General features: G+C 62.8%; 22 protein-coding genes and 2 pseudogenes. 15 read left to right on the top strand and 9 right to left on the bottom strand.

The features are described from left to right. The 4 genes from EOB36_RS27010 to EOB36_RS26995 all read left to right on the top strand — a co-directional run. The coding region (locus EOB36_RS27010) for a sugar ABC transporter permease (protein ID WP_245467899.1) at positions 1 to 876 on the top strand (876 nt) is incomplete at its 5' end. Further along, positions 873 to 1,700 carry a carbohydrate ABC transporter permease gene (locus EOB36_RS27005; RefSeq protein WP_126103287.1) on the top strand — a complete coding sequence of 276 codons (828 nt, stop codon included), beginning with the start codon at positions 873 to 875 and terminating at the stop codon, positions 1,698 to 1,700. The genes EOB36_RS27010 and EOB36_RS27005, both read left to right, overlap by 4 nt. A gap of 16 nt (positions 1,701 to 1,716) precedes the next feature. Then, on the top strand, positions 1,717 to 2,796 hold the full coding sequence (gene ugpC, locus EOB36_RS27000; protein WP_128286085.1) for a sn-glycerol-3-phosphate ABC transporter ATP-binding protein UgpC: 1,080 nt from the start codon (positions 1,717 to 1,719) through the stop codon (positions 2,794 to 2,796). A 195-nt stretch (positions 2,797 to 2,991) separates the two neighbouring features. Next, positions 2,992 to 3,966, top strand: coding sequence for a hypothetical protein (locus tag EOB36_RS26995; RefSeq protein ID WP_126103285.1), 975 nt, complete (start codon positions 2,992 to 2,994; stop codon positions 3,964 to 3,966). Between the two features lie 53 nt (positions 3,967 to 4,019). Here EOB36_RS26995 and moaB read toward each other — a convergent pair whose 3' ends face one another. The 6 genes from moaB to EOB36_RS26965 form a co-directional block, all read right to left on the bottom strand. Further along, the gene (gene moaB / locus EOB36_RS26990; RefSeq protein ID WP_126103284.1) at positions 4,020 to 4,577 is read right to left on the bottom strand and encodes a molybdenum cofactor biosynthesis protein B; all 558 of its coding nucleotides are present in this window, start codon (positions 4,575 to 4,577) and stop codon (positions 4,020 to 4,022) included. Then, positions 4,564 to 5,466 (bottom strand): 4-(cytidine 5'-diphospho)-2-C-methyl-D-erythritol kinase, encoded by a 903-nt coding sequence (locus tag EOB36_RS26985; RefSeq protein WP_126103283.1) that lies wholly within the window; start codon positions 5,464 to 5,466, stop codon positions 4,564 to 4,566. The genes moaB and EOB36_RS26985 overlap by 14 nt, the downstream gene beginning before the upstream one ends. A gap of 25 nt (positions 5,467 to 5,491) precedes the next feature. Next, complete coding sequence (locus tag EOB36_RS26980; RefSeq protein WP_095483965.1) at positions 5,492 to 5,677, bottom strand: hypothetical protein; 186 nt, start codon at positions 5,675 to 5,677, stop codon at positions 5,492 to 5,494. An 82-nt stretch (positions 5,678 to 5,759) separates the two neighbouring features. Beyond that, a complete protein-coding gene (locus tag EOB36_RS26975) occupies positions 5,760 to 6,626 on the bottom strand; it encodes a S49 family peptidase (protein ID WP_128286084.1) in 867 nt (288 codons plus the stop codon). A 186-nt stretch (positions 6,627 to 6,812) separates the two neighbouring features. Continuing rightward, positions 6,813 to 7,613 carry a tRNA1(Val) (adenine(37)-N6)-methyltransferase gene (locus EOB36_RS26970; RefSeq protein ID WP_095483966.1) on the bottom strand — a complete coding sequence of 267 codons (801 nt, stop codon included), beginning with the start codon at positions 7,611 to 7,613 and terminating at the stop codon, positions 6,813 to 6,815. Beyond that, the gene (locus EOB36_RS26965; protein ID WP_095483967.1) at positions 7,613 to 7,837 is read right to left on the bottom strand and encodes a DUF2007 domain-containing protein; all 225 of its coding nucleotides are present in this window, start codon (positions 7,835 to 7,837) and stop codon (positions 7,613 to 7,615) included. Before EOB36_RS26965 ends, EOB36_RS26970 begins: the two co-directional genes overlap by 1 nt. Before the next feature lie 165 nt (positions 7,838 to 8,002). Between EOB36_RS26965 and EOB36_RS26960 the strand changes: the two genes are divergently transcribed. Further along, positions 8,003 to 9,019, top strand: a complete 1,017-nt coding sequence (locus EOB36_RS26960; protein ID WP_095484027.1) for a polyprenyl synthetase family protein — start codon at positions 8,003 to 8,005, stop codon at positions 9,017 to 9,019. Positions 9,020 to 9,032: 13 nt separating this feature from the next. Here EOB36_RS26960 and EOB36_RS26955 read toward each other — a convergent pair whose 3' ends face one another. Further along, a complete protein-coding gene (locus EOB36_RS26955) occupies positions 9,033 to 10,466 on the bottom strand; it encodes an MFS transporter (RefSeq protein ID WP_128286083.1) in 1,434 nt (477 codons plus the stop codon). A 104-nt stretch (positions 10,467 to 10,570) separates the two neighbouring features. On the opposite strand from EOB36_RS26955, the gene EOB36_RS26950 reads away from it, so the two are divergent. Continuing rightward, positions 10,571 to 11,176, top strand: coding sequence for a TetR/AcrR family transcriptional regulator (locus EOB36_RS26950; protein WP_128286082.1), 606 nt, complete (start codon positions 10,571 to 10,573; stop codon positions 11,174 to 11,176). Between the two features lie 86 nt (positions 11,177 to 11,262). On the opposite strand, the gene EOB36_RS35400 is transcribed toward EOB36_RS26950, so the two are convergent. Further along, positions 11,263 to 11,964 carry a helix-turn-helix transcriptional regulator gene (locus tag EOB36_RS35400; protein ID WP_245467898.1) on the bottom strand — a complete coding sequence of 234 codons (702 nt, stop codon included), beginning with the start codon at positions 11,962 to 11,964 and terminating at the stop codon, positions 11,263 to 11,265. A 36-nt stretch (positions 11,965 to 12,000) separates the two neighbouring features. On the opposite strand from EOB36_RS35400, the gene EOB36_RS35395 reads away from it, so the two are divergent. The 6 genes and pseudogenes from EOB36_RS35395 (at position 12,001) to EOB36_RS34470 (ending at position 19,169) form a co-directional block, all read left to right on the top strand. Continuing rightward, positions 12,001 to 12,318, top strand: coding sequence for a hypothetical protein (locus EOB36_RS35395; RefSeq protein ID WP_245467897.1), 318 nt, complete (start codon positions 12,001 to 12,003; stop codon positions 12,316 to 12,318). Between the two features lie 377 nt (positions 12,319 to 12,695). After that, entirely contained in the window at positions 12,696 to 14,471 is a 1,776-nt protein-coding gene (locus EOB36_RS26940; protein WP_128286086.1) for a tetratricopeptide repeat protein, read from the top strand. 170 nt (positions 14,472 to 14,641) lie between these two features. Continuing rightward, positions 14,642 to 15,355 (top strand): annotated as a pseudogene (locus tag EOB36_RS26935) (glycine--tRNA ligase subunit alpha); the annotation flags it as partial. A 147-nt stretch (positions 15,356 to 15,502) separates the two neighbouring features. Then, a pseudogene (locus tag EOB36_RS36005) lies at positions 15,503 to 15,685 on the top strand (glycine--tRNA ligase subunit alpha); the annotation flags it as partial. 522 nt (positions 15,686 to 16,207) lie between these two features. Then, a complete protein-coding gene (gene glyS / locus EOB36_RS26925; protein ID WP_127206177.1) occupies positions 16,208 to 18,718 on the top strand; it encodes a glycine--tRNA ligase subunit beta in 2,511 nt (836 codons plus the stop codon). Between the two features lie 109 nt (positions 18,719 to 18,827). Next, positions 18,828 to 19,169, top strand: coding sequence for a hypothetical protein (locus tag EOB36_RS34470; protein ID WP_158302523.1), 342 nt, complete (start codon positions 18,828 to 18,830; stop codon positions 19,167 to 19,169). Positions 19,170 to 19,240: 71 nt separating this feature from the next. On the opposite strand, the gene EOB36_RS26915 is transcribed toward EOB36_RS34470, so the two are convergent. Further along, positions 19,241 to 19,687: a hypothetical protein gene (locus EOB36_RS26915; protein ID WP_095483971.1), complete on the bottom strand. Its 447-nt coding sequence runs from the start codon at positions 19,685 to 19,687 to the stop codon at positions 19,241 to 19,243. Positions 19,688 to 19,847: 160 nt separating this feature from the next. Here EOB36_RS26915 and EOB36_RS26910 point away from each other — a divergent pair, with 160 nt between their 5' ends. The 3 genes from EOB36_RS26910 (at position 19,848) to EOB36_RS26900 (ending at position 23,033) form a co-directional block, all read left to right on the top strand. After that, complete coding sequence (locus tag EOB36_RS26910; RefSeq protein WP_164547030.1) at positions 19,848 to 20,828, top strand: L-threonylcarbamoyladenylate synthase; 981 nt, start codon at positions 19,848 to 19,850, stop codon at positions 20,826 to 20,828. A 19-nt stretch (positions 20,829 to 20,847) separates the two neighbouring features. Next, the gene (locus EOB36_RS26905; protein ID WP_095483973.1) at positions 20,848 to 22,278 is read left to right on the top strand and encodes an FAD-binding oxidoreductase; all 1,431 of its coding nucleotides are present in this window, start codon (positions 20,848 to 20,850) and stop codon (positions 22,276 to 22,278) included. Positions 22,279 to 22,463: 185 nt separating this feature from the next. Next, on the top strand, positions 22,464 to 23,033 hold the full coding sequence (locus EOB36_RS26900) for a DUF6101 family protein (RefSeq protein ID WP_095483974.1): 570 nt from the start codon (positions 22,464 to 22,466) through the stop codon (positions 23,031 to 23,033). The last annotated feature ends 247 nt before the right edge of the window (positions 23,034 to 23,280 follow it).

The following is a 23,280-nucleotide window of genomic DNA, read 5'->3' as shown; positions in this document are numbered from 1 at the left end:
CTCATGAAGAACACGACGCTCGCTTTTGCGTTCGTTTCGCCGGCGCTCCTCTTCCTGCTGGCGGTTCTCGGCTGGCCGCTCGTTCAAGCCGCCATCCTGAGCTTTCAGGATGTCGGCGTGATCGGCTCTGAAGGCCACTTCATTGGGCTCGGCAACTATGCGACGATCCTCGGCGGCGCCGGCTTCTGGCGGGCGCTTGGCCGCAGTGTCGTCTGGGTGCTGTCCAACGCGGTGGTGCAGACTTTGTTGGCGCTGGCAGCGGCGCTTATCCTCAATCAGAAATTTCCCGGCGTCCGGATCGCACGCACCTGGATAATTCTCACATGGATTGTGCCGACCGTGGTCGTTGTCATCATCTGGCGGTGGTTGCTTTCCTCGTCGGGCGGCATGATCAACCCTCTTTTGATCCAGGCCGGCGTGATCGAGCGTCCGGTTGGTTTCTTCGCCACGCGCGAAGGCGCCATGACCACGCTGATCATGATCAATTCCTGGCGCTGGTTTCCATTCACCACACTGATGATGCTGGCTGGCCTGACGCGCATTCCGGGCGATCTCTACGAGGCGGCGCGGATTGATGGCGCTGGCACGTTCCAGCGTTTCAAGCGCATCACCTGGCCGTTGCTGCAACCGACATTGATGGTGCTCGGCGTCGTCGGCACGCTTCTGTCCTTCAACGTCTTCGATGTGATCTGGCTGCTCACCGCGGGTGGTCCATCCGGCGCGACCCAGACATTGCCTGTGCTCATCTATGAAACCGCCTTCAAGGGCTATCGTTTGAGCGAAGCTGCGACGATTTCCGTTCTCACCAGCATCCTCCTGATGGGATTTGCCTTTTTGACGACGCGAGCCATGACGGCGGCGGAGGCGGATCGATGAGGCGTACTTTCGGCCAGTCACTTTCGCTCTATGGCGGCGTTCTGGTCCTTGTTCTCGCGATCGGTCTGCCGTTCTGGTGGGTGTTGACCGGCTCCATCAAATTGCCGAAGGAAATCATCCAGCGTGTGCCCACGATGGTGCCGCACAGCTTTACCCTTCAACATTTCGAAAAGCTGCTGCAGGCTTCGGATTTCCCGATTTATCTGTTCAACAGCATGGTTGTGGCGCTGTTTTCCACGGCCTTCACGGTGTTGCTTGCCTTGCCTGCCGCCTATGCCTTTTTTCGCATGGAGTTTCCGGGCCGCAACGCGCTCTACAAGACGATCCTGCTCGCTTACGCTTTCCCTGGCGTGGTGGTGCTGATCCCGCTCTACGGCCTGTTCGCGAAGGTCGGGCTGATCGACAGCCCCGTGGCGCTGGTTATCGTCAACGTTGCCTTCGCATTGCCGTTCTCGATCTGGATGATGCGTTCATTCCTGGCGACCGTTCCGCGCGAGATCGAGGAGGCGGCGGTCGTCGATGGAGCACCCACCACCACCATTCTGATCAGAATCCTGATGCCGCTGATTGCGCCGGGCATCGCCAGCGTCGCTATCTTCGCGTTCATCTCGTCCTGGACGGAGTTCCTGTTCGCCTCGGTATTGATCGTGTCGGATGCCAGGCGCACCATTCCGGTCGGCTTTGCCGGCATTATCGGCCAGTATCAGATCGACTGGGGCCTCCTGCTTGCCGGCGCCACGGCAGCCATCATTCCGGTCGTCGCACTCTTCGCCCTTGTCGGCCGCTGGTTCGTCTCCGGCCTTACCGATGGCGCCGTGAAATAGGCTCGAGGGAAGAACTATGGCGGGTCTATCACTTCAGTCGGTCAGGAAGCGCTTTGGCGAAACGGAGGTTATCGGCGGTGTCGATCTTGACGTCGCCGATGGTGAGTTTGTCGTCTTTGTCGGCCCCTCCGGCTGCGGCAAATCAACGCTTCTGCGTATGATCGCCGGGCTGGAAAGAACGTCCGACGGGCGTATCCTGATTGGCGGGCGCGACGTCACCGACGAGGATCCAGCCAAGCGCGGTATAGCCATGGTATTCCAGACCTATGCGCTCTACCCGCACATGACTGTGGCAACCAACATGGGATTTCCGTTGGAGATGGCCAAACGCCCCAAGGAGGAGATCGACCGCAAGGTGGCGGAAGCGGCGAAGATACTGCATCTGGAGGCCTATCTCGGGCGTAAGCCACGCGAGCTTTCCGGCGGCCAACGCCAACGCGTTGCCATCGGCCGCGCGATCGTGCGCCAGCCGGGCGTCTTCCTGTTCGATGAGCCGCTGTCGAACCTCGACGCCGAACTGCGTGTGCAGATGCGCATCGAGATCGCCCGGCTGCATCAGGAACTCGGCACGACCATGATCTATGTCACGCACGACCAGATCGAGGCAATGACGCTGGCCAGCCGTATCGTCGTGCTGCGCGCCGGTCGCATCGAGCAGGTCGGCGCCCCTCTGGAGCTTTATGAGAATCCCGACAACAGTTTCGTGGCAGGCTTCATCGGCTCACCACGGATGAATTTCGTCCCGGCCACGGTCATGGCTGTCGAAGACGGACGGGCTGTGGTCACGGCGCCGGAGGCCGGCCTCGTCGGCATGGCCGTTGCCACACGCGGCGCGCCGCCGAAACTGGGAACATCTGTCAGCCTCGGCATTCGCCCAGAGCATTTCGTGCCCGCCAAAGGCGCGTCTGGGGCGCTTTCTGGCAAGATCTCCCTTGTCGAGCGCCTGGGCGGCGTCACCTACGGCCATGCTTTGCTCGCTAGCGGCTCGATGATCACCGTTGAAAGCCGTGACACGGATCGTTTCGAAATCGGCAAAACGGAAATCTTCGGGTTCCAACGCGCGTTTCTGTTCGGCGCCGACGGCGTTCGATTGTAAGTGTCGGCTCTGGGTGAGTTGATGGGGCGAGCATCATTCCCCCAGAGAAATTGCGGGGCCTCCCTTTTATTGTGCATTGCACAAAATCTGGCCTGGGGTTACCATTCTTCCGTTGTGGGCGGATGGGCTTGGGTGACGCCGGAGCGGTGAGCGACCGACGCTTTGTCGACGCTGCCCTCATAGCTGAGGATACCGATGACCTTTTCAAGCCCTGACAAGTCCGGTGCTGCAAGCCTCGAGTCAATCGCTCGAAACGGCAGCCTGCTGCGCCGCATTGCCGTGCGGATTCCGACATATCTGTCGGACCTTCGCGAGAATCCGGCATGGCTGCCGATGTTCATGCTGGCACGCACCATGCCGGCGCGGCGGCTGCATTGGCGTGGCGCAAAACCGGTTCGACCGGCGCAAAAAGCCCAGGAAACGATGTTCACCAGCGTCGATCGTGATGCGGCGGTGCGCGCGCTCCGCTCGGACGGCCTCTTTTCCGGGCTTGCCCTGCCGTCGTCGATCCACGAAGAGATCGCCAGCTTTGCGCAGCGCACGCCTTGCTTCGGCAATTTCGACCGTCGGCTGGAGTTCTTGCCGGCCGAGCATGCCGACGCCGAGAAGCACTTCGGCCGTCCCTTGCTCAGCGGGCACTTTTTCGAGCGGATCCTCGACTGTAATGCTGCGCTTACCGTGCAGCGCGACCCGCTGCTTCTCGACATCGCCGCCCATTATCTCGGCAGCCAGGCGAAGCTGATCACCACGCGCGTCTGGTGGAGCTTTCCGACGAGTTCCGTCTCCGACGCCGAGAAGAACCTGGCGTCGCTTGGCAAATACCACTTCGATCTCGACGATTGGCGGATGCTGAAATTCTTCTTCTATCTCAATCCGGTCGATACCGAGACCGGTCCGCATGTCTATGTCCGCGGCAGCCACAATCGCCGCATCCTCAAGCACCAGATGACGCTTCTCGTCGGCCATCCGGCGGAAGAGGTTCTAAAGGTCTACGGCGCGAAGAGCCCGATTACGCTGACCGGCGAGGCGGGTTCGGGCTTTGTCGAGGATCCCTTCGGCTTCCACATGGGCACCGTGCCGACGCGCAAACCGCGGCTGATGATGGAAGTCGGCTTCGGCGTTTCGCCGCCCTCACGGCGGCGGTTCCACGGTGAGCCCGTCATCCGCTGATCTTTGCCGCTGATTTTTGGGAAAGCCCAGAAGCAGCCTTTCCGGAACTTGGCCTAACTTGTCTTGGTGCCGCCGCGCCGCAGATGTTCGTCCAGGCGCGGCATGATCTCGACGAAGTTGCAGGGCATGTGCCGGTAGTCGAGCTGCGGCTTCAAAATGCCGTCCCAGGCGTCCTTGCAGGCGCCGGGCGAACCCGGTAGCACGAAGACGAAGGTCGCGTTGACGACGCCGCCGGTGGCACGGCTCTGGATCGTCGAAGTGCCGATCTTGTCGTAGGAAATGCGGTGGAACACTTCGGAAAAGCCGTCCATGCGCTTTTCGAAGATCGGCTCCAGCGCCTCCGGCGTCACGTCGCGGCCGGTAAAGCCGGTGCCGCCGGTGGTGATGACGACATCAATCGCTTCATCCTTCGACCAGCCCAGAACCTTGTCGCGAATTTTCTGGCGGTCGTCGGTGACGATGTCGCGGTCGGCCAGGACATGGCCGGCCTCCACGATGCGGTCGGCCAGCGTCTGGCCGGATTTGTCGTCGGCGAGGCCGCGGGTATCGGAAACGGTCAGCACCGCGATGCGCACGGGAATGAAGGAGCGGCTCTCGTCAATCCTGACCATGTGCGTCAGCCTCCGATGTCATGCTTCGCGTTGCGGCGACGAACCAGTCGGGATGGCGGCTGCGAATATCGACGGCCGCGCGCTTGGCCACATTGCCGGTCTCGAACAGCCCGAAGCAGGTCGCGCCGGAACCGGACATCCGGGCGAACCCCGCTCCGGCCTTGTTGAGCACAGAAAGCGCCTTGCCGATGGCGGGTTGGATCGCCCGTGCAGCGGGCTCGAGATCGTTACGCGTGATCTCCAGCCAATTGCGGATGCTGTGGAAGTCGAGGCTGCGCGGCAGCGGCGGCAATCCCTCATTGTCGCGATGGGAAAGCGCGTTGAACACCTCGGCCGTGGAGACGGCGATGCCGGGATTGACGAGGACCAGCCCGAGTGCGGGAAAGCCCGGCACGGCCGACAGCTCGTCACCAACACCGCGCGCTATCAGCGGTTTTGCCGTAAGGCACATGGGAACGTCGGCGCCCAGCGAGAGGCCGATCCGCGCCAGTTCGGCTTCGTCGAGGTCCAGTCTCCACGTCTCAGCCAGCCCGCGCAGCACCGTTGCGGCGTCGCTCGAGCCGCCGCCGACGCCGGATGCGACCGGCAGGTTCTTTTCGAGCCTGATGGCGACCGGCGGCGCATGTTGGAGACCGGCCCGCTTCCGCAGCGCGTCGCGCGCTTTGACGACCAGATTGCTGTCGTCGAGCGGGACCGCGGAGGCGTATCGGCCCGACACGGAAAACCCGTCGCTGTCGGCGAGCTCGATCTCGACCCTGTCGCCGAAGCGCGTGAACACCGCCAGGCTCTCGATCGTGTGATAGCCGTCGGCGCGCCTGCCGGTGACGTGCAGCGCGAGATTTATCTTGGCATGCGCATGCAATGCCCGGACGGTGATGCCGGAATCCACTGTGTCAGTCGCGAGCGGGATGATGTCAGTCCTTGGCCAGACGGTATTCGCCGGTCTTCGGGTCCTTGACCAGCGTGCCCATTGAGCCGTTGGTAGCCTGCTTTTCGGTGCGCCGTATCTTGGCCGTCACGCGCTCGGCTTCCCTGACAAAGGAGCGATAGCCGAAATAGGCGAGGACGCCGACTGCGATGAAGAAAATGATCTGTGGCATGTCAAACTCCTTCCTCGCAAGGCCGGCTGCGGCGGCCGGTCGGGTCGGTCAAGCTCTTAAGTTAAACGCTTTTACCGGTTTTTCAAAGCCCGAAGCGAGCCCACAGCGCGCGCTCTTCCGCCGCATCGATCATGCCGCTTGCGGCAGCAGCGGCGATATCGGGCGCTGAAAAGCCCCCCTTGCTTGAGCCGAACCAGCCGAACCGGCCGAACAGGCCGCGTGGCGCCGTGATCAGCTTGAGCTGGGTTTTTGGCCCGAAACGGGTCTTCAGCACGCTGCGCATGTCGCCGAGCGCGTCGACAAGGCCGAGCTCCAGCGCCTTCTTGCCGGTCCAGAATAGACCAGTGAACAGGTCCGGGTCGTCCTTGAGCTTGGTGCCGCGCCGGTCCTTGACGAGGTCGATGAAGGTTTCGTGGACATCGAGCTGCAGCGCCTTCAGCCGCTCGATGTCTTCCTTTTTCTCGGGCTTGAACGGATCGAGCACCGCCTTGTTTTGGCCGGCGGTATGGACGCGGCGCTCGATGCCGATCTTCTTCATCAGCTCGGGAAAGCCGAACGAAGCCGACACCACGCCGATCGAACCGACGATGGAGGACGGATCGGCAAAGATCTCGTCGCCGGCGACCGCGATCATGTAGCCGCCCGACGCCGCCACGTCCTCGACGAAGACCAGAACCTTTTTGTTCTTTTCGGCCGCCAGGTCGCGGATACGTTTGAAGATCAGCCGCGATTGCACCGGCGAGCCGCCCGGCGAATTGATCGAAATGGCGACCGCGGGGGCTTCGAAGGAAAACGCCTTCTCGATAGGGCCGGCGGTGGACGCGAGCGAAAGACTCGGCCGGAACTGGCCGCCGCCGGCCATGATGGTGCCGTGCAGCCGGATGACGGGAATGACGACGATGTCGGAGCGCCAGGATTTCGGCAGCAGGCGGTTGAGAAAGCGTTTCACGGGATCTCCGGTCAATTGGCCTGAAGGCATGTAGGGATTCGCCGGCCAACGGCAATGCCGCGACGCCGACCGGCTAGCCGCATGATCCTTTCCTAAAATCGGAATCGATTTTAGGAAAGGATCATGCGCAAATCAAAAGTGCTACAGCGCTCCTGGCTCGTCCGGAAGGACGGGCGGCGCTGTAGGTCAGTCGCCGAACAGCGAAGCCAGTCCGTTGTTGATCATCTCGGTCCGCTCCGTTGGGCCGTCGCCCGATTGCGCATGCAGCATCAGCGGCGGGCGGATCGACAGTTTTCCGCGTGCCCCGAGTATCGCCCTGACGACGATGCGGATCGCCGCCGCCTCGGGGCGAGGGTGGACGGCCAGCATCTCGGCATCGCCGAAGCGGCCTGATATCGCATCGAGGATGGCGCCGAGCTGATCGGGCCTGGCAATCACGGCAAGACCGCCGCGCGGCCTGACCACAGCAGCCGCACTTCGGATCCAGCTGTCGAACAGCCCGTCCTCCGTCACATGTGCTGCCCTTCTGAGCGGGTCGGGCGTGGCGCGATCCTCGGCGGCATTGAAGGGCGGGTTCATGATGACGAAATCGAAGGAATTGTCGGCAAGCCCGGCGGCTGTTCGCGCTTGGCCCGACAGCGCGACGTCTGCGGCGAGCACCGAGGCGCGGTCGTTGAGATGCGCATTGCCGGGGTGGGCAAGCGTCGTTGCAGCGAACGCCGCCATTTCCGGAGACCGTTCGATGAGCACGGCCTTGGCATCAGGACAGCGCGACAGCACCGCCAGGCCTGCGGCGCCAGCACCCGCGCCGAAATCGGCAAGGCGGCCGGCGAAGGAGGACGGCACGGCAGCCGCCAGCATCATGGCGTCCATGCCGGCGCGATGGCCGGCCTGTTTCGGCTGAACCAGCCAGAACCGTCCGCGATGGAAGGCATCGACCGTATGGGCCGGCGTATCCTGGACAAGGGTGGCGCGCGCCGCGGACATTATTTCTGGCGGATCTCGTTGGCGATGCCGGCATCCGTCAGGATGCGCCGCGCCGCATCGGCCTGATCGGCTTCGACCATGATGCGCCGGGGCAGGATGCCGATCGAGCCGTCGAGCACGCTCATGTTCTGGTCGGCGACGAAACAGCCGATGCCGGCATCGCGCATCAGCGATTCGACAAAGGAGATGATCACGGCATCGTTGGTGCGGATAAGCTCTATCATCGGACGAAACTCGCAGGTTGCAGCGTTTATGTAAATGTGGGTGGCTCCCGTCGCCATCTCGACCGCGCCAAATCGCCTCTTGCCGTGCCTGTGGGTACCGCCCTAGAGTCTGTGGCGGGATCAGGGTGCCGTCGTGCGCGTGACTTATAGACGGGAGTGTTTGTGGTGGGTGTCGTTCTCAACATCGAAAACGGGAAGCGGGAAGCCGCCTCGATCAAGGATCTCATCGACCTTACGGCGGCCGATATGGGGCGCGTTAACAAATTGATCCTGTCGAAGGCCGGTTCCGACGTCGAGATGATCCCGGAGATTGCCAACCACCTGATCTCTTCGGGCGGCAAGCGGCTGAGGCCGATGCTGACGCTCGCCTCCGCCCAGATGTTCGGCTATTCCGGCGAGGGTCACGTCAAGCTCGCCACATCGGTCGAGTTCATGCACACGGCCACGCTCCTCCACGACGACGTCGTCGACGAGAGCGGCATGCGGCGCGGCAAGAAGACCGCCCGCATGATCTGGGGCAACCAGGCAAGCGTGCTGGTCGGCGATTTCCTGCTTGGCCAGGCTTTCCGCATGATGGTCGATGTCGGCTCGCTGGAAGCGCTCGATATCCTGTCGAGTGCTGCCTCGATCATTGCCGAGGGCGAGGTGATGCAGCTCGCTGCCGCCAAGAACCTCGAAACCACCGAGGATGAGCATTTCGCCGTGATCAAGGCCAAGACGGCGGCCCTGTTCTCGGCCGCCGCCGAGGTTGGTCCGGTCATCGCCCAGGCGACGCGAAACGATCGCGCGGCACTGCGCTCCTATGGCATGAATCTCGGCCTTGCCTTCCAGCTGATCGACGATGCGCTGGATTATGGCGGCACCAGCAAGGATCTGGGCAAGAATGTCGGCGACGACTTCCGCGAGGGTAAGGTGACGCTACCGGTGATCCTCGCTTACCGGCGCGGCACCAAGGCCGAACGCACCTTCTGGAAGCGCGCCATCGAGGACAATGTCATCGACGACGCCGGGTTGGAAAAGGCGATCGGATTGATGACCCGTCACGGGGCAATCGCCGACACCATTGGACGCGCCGGCCATTTCGGCGAGATTGCCCGCGACGCGCTGGCGCCGCTCGAAGCGACGCCGCAGAAATCGGCGCTGATCGACGTCATCGATTTCTGCATCAGCCGGGTGAACTGAGAGGCGCCGCTCCTCATCTTGGTTTCCCCGGAAGCACCATTGCGGCGAGCAGGCTGACGGCGATGCCTGCCGCAGCGAGCCAGAAGGCGACCTGGATGCCGTCGGCAACAGCGATCTTCAAGGCATCACCGGCCAATCCGCCGACATGGCGGTTGGCGATCGCGATCAACACCGCCATGCCGATCGCGTTGCCGACATTGAGCATGGTGGAGGCCATTCCCGACGCGACGCCCTGTTCGTCGTGGGAAACACCCGAGGCGGCGGCGATCCACATGGCGGTCCAGACGATGCCTTGTCCGACGCCGGAGATGATCAGGCCGGGCACGAGGGATAGATAGCTGCTGTCTGCGGATGCGCCTGATACCATCAAGGCCGTCCCGATCGCGCCAATGACCATGCCGCCGACCAGCGTGGCGCGTGTCGAAAAACGCGTTGCCAAGCGTTCACCGAATTGCGTGCCGACCGCGATGGCGACCGATGGCACCAGGAACGCAAGGCCGGCCTGCAAGGCGGTGAAGCCATGCACGTTCTGCAGCAGCACGGTGAGGAAGTAGGGCAGGGCGCCGAAAGTCCCCATGAAGAGGAAGGTGATTGTCATGCCGGCGACCAGGCTGCGGTTGTGGAACAGGCGCAGCGGCATCAGCGGATCGGCGCTCTTCGCCTCTATCACCGCGAAGGCGAACAGGAAGAGTGCCGCCAGTGCGGCGCTGACGATGATCGCAGTCGACCCCCAGCCATATTCGGGGCCCTGAACCAGCGTGAAGACAAGCAGCGTCGCGCCGGTGGTGACGGTCAGCGCGCCCGGCAGATCGAAGCTGCGATGTTCATGCCGCTTGCGGTCCCGCGGAATGATGGCGAAGGCCGCGATGATGGCGACCCCGGCCAAGAGCACGTTGACATAGAAGACCGAGGGCCAGCCGAAGGCGCTGGTGAGAAGGCCTCCCGCCAACGAGCCGAGCGTGAGGCCGCTCGCTCCGGCGCCGCCCCAGACCGCGAGCGCCCGATTGCGTCCCGGCCCCTCGGCAAACAGCCGATTGATCAGCGACAGCGTGGCCGGGAACAGGAAGGCGGCGCCGATGCCTTGCACCGCACGGGCCGCGATGATCACTTCCGGCGACCAGGCGAGGCCGCCGACCAGGGACGAAAGCGCATAGAGCCAAAGCGCGAAGATGAAAACACGGCGCTGGCCGATCAGGTCGGCAGCCCGGCCGCCGAACAGCAGGAAGCCACCGGTGAACACGGTGTAGGCGCTGACCACCCATTGCAGGGTCTGGCCCGAAAAGCCCAACCCGGCGCCGATTTCCGGCAAAGCCACGAAGACGATGTTGAGGTCGAGTGCGATGATGAGCTGGGCGAAGGCAAGCAATGCCAGCGTGGCGCCGCGCTTCGCGCCGATCCCTCCTGCTGCCGCGGCGCCGAACGGCGCGCCTTGATCGAGTGAGCTCATGTCAAAATCTCCATGTCGACGATTCTTTATCGATCAATAAAGAATTGGTTTGCAATCCGAAGTCAAGCGGATTATTTGTTGACTGATAAAAAATGGAGGTCGCGATGGCAGGAAGGCCAAGGGAGTTCGATCGGGATCAGGCGTTGGAGAAGGCCCGCGACGCCTTCTGGACGCGCGGCTATGAGGGCACCTCGATGGCCGATCTCGTGTCGGTGCTTGGTCTGGCCTCGCCGCGCATCTATGCCGCCTTCGGCTCGAAGGAGGACCTGTTTCGGGAAGCGGTCGTTCTCTACGAGACCAAAGAAGGAAGCTTCGCCACCCGCGCGCTTGCCGAGGAGCCAACCGCTCGGCGGTTTGTCGAGCGGTTGCTGCGTGATGCAATCGAAATCTATACGAGGCCGGGTCTGCCGCAGGGCTGCATGGTTGTCTCAGCCGCGACCAACTGCGCCGCCGAGAACGATCGCGTGCTTTATTGGCTGGCCGAACGTCGCCGAGCGCGCAATGCGCTGATTGTCGAGCGCCTGAGAAAGGGCGTTCGGGACGGGGAGCTCAAACCGGATACGGAGGCCGAGGCCATGGGCGACTACTACACCACGCTCTTGTTTGGTCTCTCGGTGCAGGCGCGCGACGGTGTGCCGAAAGAGCGGCTGCACGCTCTGATCACCGTGGCGATGCAGTCGCTGGACGCAAGACTTGTCCAAGAATCCTGAGTTTTATCAAGCGTGGGGGCGAAATCAGCACGGAATTTCCCGGCCAGCAGATCCTCAAGCAACTTCGAAACTGGGTGCTGTCGAGATCATGAAAACGACCACGCGCTCTTCAGCAGCGCCACCAACTGGCTCTGACGGCTAGTTCCGGTTTTCCGAAATATTCGTTCGAGATAGGTGCGGGCCGATTTGACGGCGATGCCGATTTCTATGGCCACCTCCTGCACGGAACGGCCGGAGGCAAGCTCGACGGCGAGCCGGGCTTCAGCCGGCGTCAGGTCGAACAGGCCGGAAAGGATATTGGGCGACGGAACAGTCGCGCAGAGGCTGACCTCGGTTGCCGAAACGAGAACATCCGCACCCGAAAAGATATCATGCGCGGCGCGGCGCAACGGCAGCAGGTGGACGACCAGCGCGGGCCGCCCCTTCGTGCCCGGAACAGGGATGGACCGCACGATGCGGTTATCCCGGTTCTGCGCGATGGCCTGCTGGAAAAGCGCGTTTGCCGGTTCATCGGCAAGCGCGATGCCGCCATGGGCCGTGGGGAGGAAAACGTGGGCCATGTCTTCGAGGAGCGGATTGGCCGTCAGCACGCGGCCCGACCCGCTCATGACAGCGGCCGGCAGTCCAATTTCGCGCAGCGTCGATACGGCGGTCTTTGCCCGTTCCAGACCCAGGCGCCCGGCAATAACGCCAGCTCTCGCGAGGTGAGGGCGCAGTTCGTCCAGCCGATCAATCGCGGCCTGATCGTAGATCCCGTCCTTTAGCCAGCGCTGGAAGACAAAAAGCACAAGCTCTCCACCAGGCATTGGGACGGATGTGCATACATGCGATCCAACGCCAAATGCCGTTGCGCTTTTGCGGACGGGGTCGCGCTCGATCTCCTCGCCGGTCATGAAATCATCGACCCGCACAAAGCTTGCTGGCTGTGTGCTGCACATGCGCTGCACGCTTTCGGAAAACTTCCAACTATCCCCCGCCATGAATTCATCGAGCAAGGGCTGGACATGCGCTTCGGTGATGGCGCGGACCGGCGACTGATCGCTGAATACAAAGATCGCCCCGCTTGCCGAGCGGGAGATCGCGCTTGCCGTTCCCAACACCTCCGGCCACAGCTCGGCCGCGAACGCCGCTTCATAGATTAGATCGACAATGGCGAAGGCCTGCTCGTCCTGCGGCATTTCCAGCATCGGCATCTTCCTGGGCGAAGCAACGGCATCCATCTGCACGGTTCCACGCATCATTCCGTTGCGGAAACTTTCGACGCCCGCCGCTTACGGATCGCTTACGGCATCGGGTTGCCGGTGCCGCAGCAGGGCAAGTCAGCAGCCCGCCAGGCCGGCAAAGCGCGGTCGATGGTCGCAGTTGCGCGCCGTTCCGCATGCTTTGATAATCGCATGACTCGATTGTGAATTCGGGCCGGGTTGAAGCGTGACCCCAAAAAGGCCATGCTTTGCCTGGAAAAGATCGAGTCTACGGCGATCCAGCTGACGCGGGCATGGCTTTGACTGAAAGGGATACGATGCGGCAAGGATGTGCGCGCTGGCTGACACGGCTGGCAATTGTGACGGGCATGGCGATCTCCGGTCTGCCAGCCCTGGCCAAAGAGACCACCGAGCCGGTCAAGATCACATCCTTCTCGGGAGCATATCTGGCCGCGCGGGTCGCTGAAGGCGACAATGATCTCGACAACGCCATCGCTTATTACAAGCAGGCGCTTGCCTTCGCACCCGACGATACCTCGTTGCAGCAAAGCCTGATGCTGTCGCTGATCGCTCAAGGGCGCTTCGAAGAATCCCTGGTCTATGCCGACAAGCTCAAGGCGGTTCCCGACGTCGAGCGGTTCTCGCGCCTGGCGCTGGCCGTCGGTTCCTTTCACAAGAAGGATTTCACCAAGGCAGAATACTGGCTCAAGCTTTCGCTTGAATCCGACCTCGACCGGCTGATCTCCGGCGTTATGACCGGTTGGGCCAAGCAGGGCGCCGGCGACGCCAGCGAGGCCATGGCCTCCATCGACAAGCTGCAGGGTCCGGACTGGTTCGGCCTCTTCAAATCCTTCCATCGCGCGCTGATTGCGGACGCATCTGGCTTGCCCGAAAAGGCGGATGCGATTTACGCCGCGACCCTCCAGGACACCGCGACCGGTAGCGCCGCACCCGAAACCTGGATGCGCAATGCGCAGGCCTATGCCTCTTTCCTCGCCCGCAAGGGCGACAAGGACAAGGCGCTGTCCGTGCTTGATCAGGCCGAGGCATTTGCATCCGGCAAGGTGGAGATATCAGCGCTTCGCGACAAGATCACCAAGGGCGAGAAGATCGAACCCTTCGTTGCCGGCCCGTCCGACGGCGCCTCGGAAATTCTGCTCGATCTCGCCACCGCGCTCAATCGCGGTGGCGGCGAGCCGTTCGTCCGCCTCTATCTGCAATATGCCCTGGCGCTGAAGCCCGACAGCGACGTGGCCCTTGTCCAGCTCGCCGCCGTTTCCGAGCAGCTGAAGGATGGCGAGGGCGCCATCGCCTTCTATCGCCGCATCCCGGCCAGCTCGCCACTGAAGGAGCTTTCGGAACTACAGCTCGGCCTCAACCTTGCCGATCTCGACCGCCATGACGAGGCCATCTCCCATCTGAAAGCCCTCGTCGAAGCGCACCCCAGCGACATGCGCACCTATCAGGCGCTCGGTGGCGTCTATGCCTCGAAGGAGGACTTCCGCTCCGCGGCCGACCTCTATGACAAGGCGGTGGCGGCGCTGAAGGCCCCGACCCGCGCCGACTGGAACATTTTCTACCAGCGCGGCATCGCCTATGAGCGGCTGAAGGAGTGGCCGAAGGCCGAGCCGAATTTCCGCAAGGCGCTGGAATTGTTCCCCGACCAGCCGCAGGTTCTGAACTATCTCGGCTATTCCTGGGTGGACATGAACATGAACCTCAAGGAAGGCCTTGAGATGATCCAGAAGGCCGTCGATCTCAGGCCGAGCGACGGCTACATCGTCGATTCGCTGGGCTGGGCCTATTTCCGCCTGGGCAGGTTTGATGACGCTGTGCGCGAAATGGAGCGTGCCGTGTCGCTGAAGCCGGAAGATCCGGTGCTGAACGATCACCTCGGCGATGCCTATTGGCGGGTCGGCCGCAGGCTGGAAGCCACCTTCCAGTGGAACCAGGCCCGCGACCTGAAGCCGGATCCCGACGTGCTCGCCGCATTGCAGCAGAAACTGCTGAAGGGCCTGCCGCCGATCGAATCCAACACGGCGCAGGAAACCCCGAAGGTCAAGCCCGAACCGGCGCCCGCGCCGAAGGGCTGACCCTTCGCCTTGACGCTTGGCGGGTGGCGCTCTAGAGCCTGATCCCGAACCGAAGGTCAGCGCAGCAAAAAGTTGCAGACTTTTCGGACAAGATCATGCGGCCTGATCCAACAGGTGCCGCATCCCGCCGCTCCGTCGAGGCCGCCGTGACCGTTGATATCCCAGCCCATATGCATCCCAGCCGCTCGTTCCAGGGGCTGATCCTAACTTTGCATAACTACTGGGCGGACTATGGCTGCGTCGTTCTCCAGCCCTATGACATGGAAGTCGGCGCCGGCACATTCCATCCGGCGACGACGTTGCGGGCGCTGGGGCCAAAGCGCTGGAACGCCGCCTATGTGCAGCCTTCGCGCCGGCCCAAGGACGGGCGCTACGGCGAGAACCCGAACCGGCTGCAGCACTATTACCAATACCAGGTGATCCTGAAGCCGAACCCGCCCAATCTGCAGGAGCTTTATCTCGGCTCGCTGGCGGCCATCGGCGTCGATCCGCTTCTGCATGACATCCGCTTCGTCGAGGACGACTGGGAAAGCCCGACGCTCGGCGCCTGGGGACTGGGCTGGGAGTGCTGGTGCGACGGCATGGAAGTGTCGCAGTTCACCTATTTCCAACAGGTCTGCGGCATCGAATGCGCCCCGGTGGCGGGCGAGCTTACCTACGGGCTGGAGCGGCTGGCCATGTATGTGCAGGGCGTCGACAATGTCTACGACCTCAACTTCAACGGCCGCGAGGGCGCCGACAAGGTGACCTATGGCGACGTCTTCCTGCAGGCCGAGCAGGAATATTCGCGCCACAATTTCGAATTCGCCAACACGGCGATGCTGCTTCGGCATTTCGAGGACGCCGAAGCCGAGTGCAAGGCGCTGCTCGATGCCGGCGCGCCTTTCTCCCCCCTCGAGGGGGAGATGCCCGCGAAGCGGGCAGAGGGGGGTGCCTCAGAAGGCACCGCAAGTAGGACGTCGAGCACTGCCCGAGCGACCCCTCCCGGCCAGACTTTGTCTGGCCACCCTCCCCTCAAGGGGGAGGGGAACCACCGGATGGTGTTTCCCGCCTACGACCAGTGCATCAAGGCCAGCCACGTCTTCAACCTGCTCGACGCGCGTGGCGTGATTTCCGTCACCGAGCGGCAGAGCTATATCCTGCGGGTGCGCAATCTGGCGAAAGCCTGTGGCGAAGCGTTTTTGCTGACGCAGGCTGGCGGGCTGGCGGCTTAGCTCCAAAGGCTATTTGCGATTTCGACCGAAGCGCTGATTGGCAATACGCCTTGGCCGCTGGAACCAGCCATTGTCCGCAGCGCTTGCCTGACGCCAGGCATCGTGAACGTGCCATGAGCCTGCGCTGTGAAACAGGCGCTGAGCGCGAGGATATGTAGGAATGTCGATGCCGTCTTCATGGTCGTTCAGCCAATAGTTCTCTGCCTGAGCGTGGGTCGCTTCAGCGCTGCGTTAGGTTCATGGAAATCTTTGACCCAAGGACGGACGATCCCGCTTCGGCCCGACAGGCAGCGGAATATTTTTGGAAATCGCTGGCAGAGGCCGCGATCTTGCAGGGAAGGGTGACAGCGGCCAGCCGAGTTGCTATGCCCCGCCCGACCGTTCTCCCGCATGAGCTGACCCTATGCCCGACCTGCTCCTAGAAATTCGCTCCGAGGAAATCCCCGCGCAGCCGCACGCCCGCAGCGCCGCAGGCGCGAGGACGTGCAAAAAAGGAAAAGGCATGCGGGGAGGGAAACTCTAATGCCGGATTTATTGCTTGAACTTCGCTCCGAGGAAATCCCCGCGCGCATGCAGCGCAAGGCGGCAGGCGACTTGCGGAAGATGCTGACTGACGGTCTGGTCGAGGCCGGGCTGACCTATGAGGCGGCGCGCGAATATTGGACGCCGCGCCGGTTGGCGCTCGACATTCGCGGCGTGACCGCGCGCTCGAAGGACATCAGCGAGGAGATCAAGGGCCCCTCGACCAAGGCGCCCGAACAGGCGGTCCAGGGTTTTCTGCGCAAGGCCGGTCTTTCCTCGATCGCCGAGGCGCATGTCCATGCCGACCCGAAGAAGGGCGATTTCTATGTCGCCCATATTGCGAAGCCGGGCAGGGCGGCAGAAGAAATCATCGCCGAGCTGGTGCCGGGCATCATCCGCGGCTTTCCATGGCCGAAATCGATGCGCTGGGGGCCTGCCTCGGCGAAACCCGGATCGTTGCGCTGGGTGCGGCCGCTGCAATCCATCCTCTGCACCTTCGGCCCGGAGACCGAAGAGCCGGTGGTGGTCGATTTCGAGATCGACGGCCTCCGCTCGGGTAACCTCACCTACGGCCACCGTTTTCATGCGCCGGGCGCGATCACCGTGCGCCGCTTCGACGACTATGCCGCAAAGCTGGAGGCAGCCAAGGTCGTGCTCGATGCCGACCGGCGCAAGCAGATCATCCTTTCCGACGCCAGGAATCTCGCTTTCGCCAACGGGCTCGACCTGGTCGAAGACGAGGGCCTGCTCGAGGAAGTGTCAGGCCTGGTCGAATGGCCTGTCGTGCTGATGGGCGAATTCGAGCAAGACTTTCTCGCCATTCCGGCCGAGGTGATCCGGCTCACCATCCGCGCTAACCAGAAGTGCTTCGTCACGCGGCCGCAGGGCGTTGGTGAAGAGCTTTCCAACCGCTTCATCCTGACCGCCAACATCGAAGCCAAGGACGGCGGCAAGGAGATCGCCTACGGCAACGGCAAGGTGGTGCGCGCGCGCCTCTCCGACGCGCTCTATTTCTGGAAGACCGACCAGGGCGACCTGCCTGACCTCGACCAGTTGCAGGCATCGGCGGAAAAGTTCGGGCTCGATCTCAAAAAGCCGCTCGACCAGCGCATGGCTCGCCTCGACCATCTCGGTGTCACCTTCCACGCCAAGCTCGGCACGCAAGGCGAGCGGGTTGAGCGGATCAAGAGGCTGGCTGGCGAGATTGCTGACACGTTGTCGAAGCAGCCGAATTTCTTCGATGGCAAGCTTCTGTCAGCCGACGATCTGAACGTCGAACAGAAATATCTCCGCGAGCGCGCCGAGCGTGCTGCCGTCCTGGCCAAGGCCGACCTCACCACCGAGGTGGTCGGCGAGTTCCCGGAACTGCAGGGCGCCATGGGCCGCAAATATGCGCTGCTGCAGGGCGAGCATTCTTCCGTCGCCGCGGCAATTGAGGAGCACTACAAGCCTCAGGGACCGTCAGACCGCGTGCCCACAGATCCAGTGTCGGTGGCCGTCGCGCTCGCCGACAAGCTCGACACGCTGGTCGGCTTCTGGGCGATCGACGAAAAGCCCACGGGGTCGAAGGATCCCTATGCGTTGCGGAGGGCTGCGCTCGGGGTGGTAAGGATTTTGGTTGAGAATGAGGTTAGGCTACCGGTCCAGCGCCAGTTTCTTAACGCACTGTTCGGACTTACCTACAATGGCGGTGATCGTTTTTCGGTGGTCTGGCGAGCGGATGACGGGGGGGATTTCACTACCGGCGTTGGATCGGCCGATGATCTGCTCAGTAAGCGAGCAGGTTTGTTGTCCTCGGAGGTACGTGGCGTAGAACTCCCAGACCATTCTGCGGCTGAAATAATTGCCGACCTCCTCTCCTTCTTCCACGATCGTCTGAAGGTCTATCTCCGCGATCAAGGCGCTCGCCATGATCTAATCGATGCTGTGCTGGCGGGTGGCGGAAGCGCGCCAATCTCCCCCCTAGAGGGGGAGATGTCGGCGAAGCCGACAGAGGGGGGCGCTGTCCCGCCGGCGTCTCATTCTGTCACGCCCCCCTCTGCCCTGCCGGGCATCTCCCCCTCAAGGGGGGAGATTGGCCAATCGCAAAACGACGACCTGCTTCAAATTGTTCGCCGCGTCCAAGCGCTCGGCTCGTTCCTCGACACCGAGGACGGCAAGAACCTGCTCGCCGGCACCAAGCGTGCGGCCAACATTCTGGCCGCTGAGGAGAAGAAGAAAACGACGGTTGCCGACCATGTCGAGCCGGCTCTATTCCGGGAAGATGCCGAGAAAACGCTGTTTGCGGCGGTGAATCAGGCCGAGAAGGAAGCCGGCCAAGCGATACACAATGAAGACTTTTCCGCCGCCATGCTGGCGCTTAGCGCGTTGCGCGAACCGGTTGATTCATTCTTTGAACGCGTTCTCGTGAATGATGAGGATCAGGCCGTTCGAGCCAACCGTCTGGCACTGCTGGCGCGCATCCGGGCAGCGACTGACCAGGTCGCGGATTTCTCGAAGATCGCCGGCTGAGGCTTGGAAATAATTTGTTCCAATAGCCGATTCGAGCCGGCTTACAGTCATATGACGATGATCTCTGCGTGGCACAAGGAGCATGTTCCCCAAACCCACGGAGGCTTCCATGAATTCCGCTCGCGACATCGAAGTGACAGAAGAAACGCCTGCCGAGACGCTTGAGTCGGCTTCCGAAACGACCCTCGACCAGGCCGCCACCACTGCAGTCGAAGCTGCCGACCTGTCGGACGAGGACAGTGACGACGACGAAAGCGAAGCGACGGTCGAGGAAGGCGCTGAAGACGACAAAGCCGCCACCCTCTCGGATGACGATGAGGAAGACGACGAAGACGAAGAAGATGACGACGACAGCGTGAAGGCCGAGGCGCCGGACGCTGAGGAAGAGGAAGAAGAGGAAGAGGAAGAGTCGGACGCCTCCGACGACGCGGACGAAGAGGTCGCGGCCTAGGTTTTTTCAAGCGACGGAGTTTTACTCAGTGAACCGGGGCGGCGCGTGAGCGTCGTCCTGGCCTCGAGCGGCTATCTGGCTTGGTCGATCTCGGGAATGGGCGTCGGCTGTGGCGTTGCCGGCTCGCTGTTCGTTTTCCCTGCCTTTTTGTCGGATTTGGTGTCTGCACCAGGTGCTGCGGCAGCGGTGGTCGCGGCAGGTGCGGAACTTGGAGCCGGTGTTGCGAAGGCGTCGCCGACGATGCCGCCGCGAATGATCATCGGGCTTTGCATGAAATCATGCTTGGGCTGGCTCGGGATCGCAGCAACTTTTTCATAGGCGACATCGGGCACTAGTTCGCCGAGCGCCACGATCGACGGTGTCGAGGAACTCTCAGTCACTTTCACCGGTTCGGGCGCGCCGAGCCTGACGACGGACGGCGTCGAGGATGCTGCACCGAGAACGACGAAGGACGAAGCCTGTGCTCCGCCCGCCGCCAAAGTGAGACCAAGCGCTCCCAGGATACGCACCCAGACCATGATAGTTCCCCTTGCCCAACAAGCCGGCACCATACCGTCGGGGAATTGATGCGGGCTTGCGAGGAAAGATAGCATTTTAGCGATTTGGTAATTCGCCAACGCCCGGACTTGCTCCGTAAACGTCACCGTATTACGCACCCACATCTGTGAGGTGATGAGAGTGGCTGAGATACTTGCCGCCGGCGAGGCGATGGAGCGGGCGCTGGCGCTGCTCGAAGGCGGCGATGTCGTCGCCATTCCGACGGAAACCGTTTACGGGCTGGCCGGCGACGCCACCAATGGCGTTGGCGTGGCGCGTATCTTCGAGGTCAAGGGCCGGCCACGCTTCAACCCGCTGATCGCCCATGTCGCCGATCTGGCGATGGCCGAGCGTATCGCGCTGTTCGATCCGCTGTCGAAAAGACTGGCGCAGACATTCTGGCCGGGACCGCTGACGCTGGTGCTGCCGCAGCGGCCGGGCAACGGCATTCATCCGCTGGTCACCGCCGGGTTGGATACGATCGCGCTGCGCATGCCGAAAGGCTTTGGCGGCGAGCTGATCGCCAGGCTCGGCCGCCCGCTTGCGGCGCCCAGCGCCAATTCTTCGGGAAGGATCAGTGCCACGACGGCCGAGGCAGTGGCGGCCGATCTCGGCTCAAAAATCAGGCTGGTGGTCGATGGCGGCGCAACGTCCGTTGGGCTCGAATCGACGATCGTCAAGGTCGAGGGCGGAAAGCTGCGGCTGCTGCGGCCGGGCGGCATTGCCGCCGAGGAGATCGAAGCGGCCGCCGGCGTGAAGCTGTCGCGCGGCGCGGCGGGCATCGAGGCTCCCGGCATGTTGGCCTCGCACTATGCGCCGGGCGCTGCGGTGCGGCTCAACGCCGAGACAATTGCCAAAGGCGAAGCCTTGCTGGCCTTCGGTGATCGCCGTGCCGAGGGCTGGCAGAATGCCGCCGCTTTGCGCAACCTGTCCGAGACCGGCGACCTGCGCGAGGCCGCAGCCAACCTCTTTGCCCACATGCAGGATCTCGATCGCAGCGGCGCCAGGACAATCGCCGTCGAGCCCATACCATTCGATGGGCTAGGCGAGGCGATCAACGACCGGCTTTCGCGCGCCGCCGCCCCTCGTGACCAGGCCGCCCCCCGTGACAAGATCGATTGAGCACCATAGTTTCCCATCCATGAACGACATATCCAGGGATATCGACCCCGCCCTCGTCGAACGCTTTGCGGTCATCGTCGGCGACAAATATGCGCTTCGCGACGAGCAGGACATCGCGCCTTACCTCACGGAGAGACGCGGCCTTTGGCATGGCCGGACGGCGCTGGTCCTGAGGCCCGGCAGCGTCGACGAGGTCAGCCGCATCATGCGGCTGGCGACCGAGACGGGGACGCCCATCGTGCCGCAGAGCGGCAATACCGGGCTGGTCGGCGCGCAGGTGCCAGACACATCCGGCCGCGAGATCGTGCTGTCGCTGTCGCGGCTGAACAGCATCCGCGAGATCGACGTGCTGTCCAACACGGTCACCGTCGAGGCCGGGGTCATCCTGCAGACGCTGCAGGAGGCGGCCGATGCCGCCGACCGGCTGTTTCCGCTGTCGCTTGCCGCGCAAGGCTCCTGCCAGATCGGCGGCAATCTCTCTTCCAATGCCGGCGGCACCGGCGTGCTTGCCTATGGCAATGCGCGTGAGCTCTGCCTCGGCGTCGAGGTGGTGCTGCCGACCGGCGAGGTGTTCGACGATCTGCGCAAGCTGAAAAAGGACAACACCGGCTACGATCTGAAGAACCTGTTTGTCGGTGCGGAAGGCACGCTCGGCATCATCACCGCTGCCGTGCTCAAGCTTTTCCCCAAGCCCAAGGGGCGCGAGGTGGCGTTTGCCGGCCTGTCCTCGCCCGAGGCGGCGCTGTCTCTGCTCAGCCTGGCGATGGATCGTGCCGGGGCCGCGCTCACTGCTTTCGAGCTAATCGGACAGAGGCCCTATGACTTCACGCTTCTGCACGCGCCAGGCGCCGTGCGGCCGCTGGCCGAGGATTGGCCGTGGTATGTGCTGATGCAGATCTCGTCGGGCCGCTCAGCGGAAGATGCAAGGGCCCTGATCGAGGAGGTGCTGTCGGAAGGTCTTGAACAGGAGATCGTCGGCGATGCGGTGATCGCGGCAAGTCTCGCCCAAGGCGATGCCTTCTGGAATTTCCGCGAGGTGCTGCCCGACGCACAGAAGCCCGAAGGCGCCTCGATCAAGCATGACATCTCGGTGCCGGTGGCGGCTATCCCGCAATTCATCGAAAAGGCGGCCGGCGCCGTGCAGTCGGTCAGCCCCGGTGCGCGCGAGGTCTGTTTCGGCCATATGGGCGACGGCAACCTCCACTACAATATTTCCCGGCCGGTCGGCGGCGATGACGAAGCGTTTCTTGCGCTCTACCACGCCATGAACAAGGCCGTGCACGATGTCGTGCGCAGCTTCCACGGCTCGATCTCGGCAGAGCACGGCATTGGCCAGCTGAAGCGGGATGAATTGATCGCGACGGCGCCGCCGATGGCGATCGAGCTGATGCGCAGGGTGAAGACGGCCTTCGATCCGGCCGGCATTATGAATCCCGGTAAGGTTATCTGATCCTTTCGATATCTTGTGCCTGGTCGTATTCCGATAACCATCCCTCCGAGATCAGCAAAATTTAACCGACTTTCTTAAGCGCAGCGATAAGAAGCCCGCGCTAATGTTTCCCCACAACGAGGCTGGAAAAACCGGCCCGGAGACCCGGAAAGACCGGCTCTCAGGAGAGACAGGAAAGGCACAATATGAACACTGGACTGAAGCCAGTCTGGGCCGGGCGCAACATGCGCCTCGACCCATTCCGCCTGCCGCAGGTGGTGAGCTACGCCACGCGCGACGACTATGGCGACGTTACCTTCACCATCGACCACCGTGGCGCTGTCATTCGCCGCATGCTGGAGATGAGCGGCGTGCCGGCGATCATCGCTCTGCCCGCCAACGCGTTTCGCGGCGTGGCCGCCCGCGCGATGGAGGACCCGGATGGCAATGTCACAGTGACCTTGGAGCTTCTGCACAATGATCCGATGCTGTCGGTGCCGTTGCTTGTTGCCGACGATCTCGAGGATGTCGCCGCCGACTGGCGCGCCTGGGCCGACGCTTACCGTCTGCCGATGCTTCTGATCGAATCCGACGGCGTCGCCCGCACGCTGGAGGAATCGCTAGGCGCTGCCATCAAGACATTGCCGGCGCAGGACCGTCGCAAGGGTCGGATTTCGAACACGCGCCGCCCGCGCTTCCTCGCGCGCCGCCGCGCCGGCGATCTCGGCCTCAGGCTGGTCATCGGCGGCCAGGAAATCATTTCGCGCGACGAATAGTGCATCTGCGGCTCTCCCTTCTCCCCTTGTGAGGGCTTTGCACGGGGAGCGAAGTGGATTTCGGTGGTCAGTGAGGGCCTTTTTGAAGGCCGGCAGAGCGGTTTTCCGCGGCCCTTGCGGGGCCTTTGTCGGTTTAGGCAGCCATCCTGCCGGATTGTGGACGCACTCCTCCCTCATGTCCGCCTCTCATCGGGTGGATAGAGGACGCCAATCATGGTGCGCAGATTGTAAGCGCAGGCGGCCAGTA

The sequence above is a fragment of the Mesorhizobium sp. M6A.T.Cr.TU.017.01.1.1 genome, assembly GCF_004023115.1.
GTDB classification, from domain to species: domain Bacteria; phylum Pseudomonadota; class Alphaproteobacteria; order Rhizobiales; family Rhizobiaceae; genus Mesorhizobium; species Mesorhizobium mediterraneum.
Note: the sequence above shows the minus strand (reverse complement) of the source record. Positions and strands in the feature narration are given on the sequence as shown.